The organism is Microcoleus sp. PH2017_08_TRC_O_A (assembly GCF_020738665.1).
In the GTDB taxonomy this organism is placed as follows: Bacteria; Cyanobacteriota; Cyanobacteriia; order Cyanobacteriales; family Microcoleaceae; genus Microcoleus.
The window spans coordinates 1-1,924 of the sequence record NZ_JAEQCE010000197.1 but is presented as its reverse complement, the minus strand read 5'-3'; the positions used below and the strand labels follow the sequence as shown (position 1 = coordinate 1,924).

Annotated in this window: 1 protein-coding gene; it reads right to left on the bottom strand. The window is 44.0% G+C overall.

The annotated features are described in order from the left end of the window. Positions 1–521: 521 nt before the first annotated feature. On the bottom strand, positions 522–1,409 hold the full coding sequence (locus JGK22_RS33010) for a PEP-CTERM sorting domain-containing protein (protein ID WP_293314557.1): 888 nt from the start codon (positions 1,407–1,409) through the stop codon (positions 522–524). Positions 1,410–1,924 lie beyond the last annotated feature (515 nt).

Here is a 1,924-nt window from a genome sequence, read left to right as displayed (position 1 = left end):
GCTCTTTCATATACCAAGCCAAAGAGCGCTGAAGCGCAACTACATACCTTAGTCGTTGCGCTTTTGGGTAGAACTTAATTTATACCGTCAATCAGCCACGCCGCGCTCTTTCATATACCAAGCCAAAGAGCACTGAAGCGCAACTACATACCTTACTCGTTGCGCTTTTTGGTAGAACTTAATTCATACCGTCAATCAGCCACGCCGCGCTCTTTCATATACCAAGCCAAAGAGCGCTGAAGTGCAACTACATACCTTACTCGTTGCGCTTTTTGGTAGAACTTAATTTATACCGTCAATCAGCCACATCGCGCTCTTTCATATACCAAGCCAAAGAGCGCTGAAGCGCAACTACATACCTTACTCGTTGAGCTTTTTGGTAGAACTTAATTCATACCGTCAATCAGCCACGCCGCGCTCTTTCATATACCAAGCCAAAGAGCGCTGAAGCGCAACTACATACCGTAAATGTTATAGTCGAATGGGCCAGAGAGCCAGTTCGCCAGAATGCTGCGATCGCCTCAAGCAACCTTGCGCTTGATTTTGCGTTTCGCCGCACCCATACCTAAAAAGCTCAATCCTACTAAAGTACCGAACCATGTAGAAGGTTCGGGTACGGCCTCAAATTCTCCTTTAATGGCGATCGCATCATTAGCGCACTCAGCAAACAAATTAGCAACATAACTGCCAGAAGGCATAGCAGATTTATCGAAACTGAATCCGATGGTTTGAGAACCTACTGCATTAAACTGCGAGAAATTTAGACCCATCGCGCTCAAAGTTGCTGAAGTTAAAGCAGAGATTTCTCCTACTTTTGTACCCGAAGCAATTGAATTGAGAACGGTATTTTCTCCTGTTTGTTGAAAATACGGGTCTGTAGCAGCTAAATCACCGATTGACGAGGTTCCACCTCCCGATCGAACATGAGTATTGTATCCGGTTAGATTAGAAAATCCATCGTTCGCTTGAGTAACGCTTTTCGCTGTAACATTGCTATAAATGCCTGTTGTCGCTAAACCTGAGTCATTGCCGTCGGCAAAGCGAATGCCAAATAAGCTGCGATTTGCATTAGCTGTGTTGAAGTTTTGACCGGAAAAATTGAAAAACAAATCGCCGTAGTTGATGTTGCCTCGGAGAACGTTGCTGCGTGCATATCCAGCTAAACTGAGATTGGAGTTGATGGCGATGAAAGCCGTGTCTGATGTTTCTTTGATGGCGATGCCGTAAAATTCAAACTCGCCGCCGCCGACTCTACCATCTGTCACGCCGTCGTTGAAGGAGTCGATCGCATAATTCCAGCCGTTAGATAGCGTTGCTGCTTTAGCCTTTGGTTGCTGTAATCCAATAATTGCAAGGAAGACAGCCACCGAGTAAGTCCAGCGAAAGCTGTTTTTTGTAATGGGATTCATAAAAAACTTCCTGATGAATGTGTGTTAAATTATCAATTTTGTCGATCGACTATTTTGATTTTCAGTAAATCACACATTCCAGTATATTTTATTAAAGTTTTGGTGAAGATTTTGTCAGTAATTACGTAATATCACTGAGATTAGTCAAAAAAACTAACCAATACCCGTAACTAAAGAATCAACTCTCGCCACAACCAGCACAGCAGAGCCCAGGGACTTTAAACCTTATTTTTCGGTGAGAGGCGATGGCTAACGTCTCGGCTGTCGCCTACGCAGGTTTTAACAACAGTCAAGCAAATTCCTTCAATATATCACATTGCGTTAACAGCAGGCATCGCCGTTTTCTTCTAACTCGGGCGGTAGTTTCTGCACTTGAAGCGCTGCATGAATCGATCGAATTTTTCCCGACTGCTTCATAAAACTTACCCAAACTTAACTAAAGCCATCTTTAGCTACAATGAAAGAGTTCACTTCCTGCGCTATTGAGTGGTCGGCCATCCCAAGGTAAGCAAGCT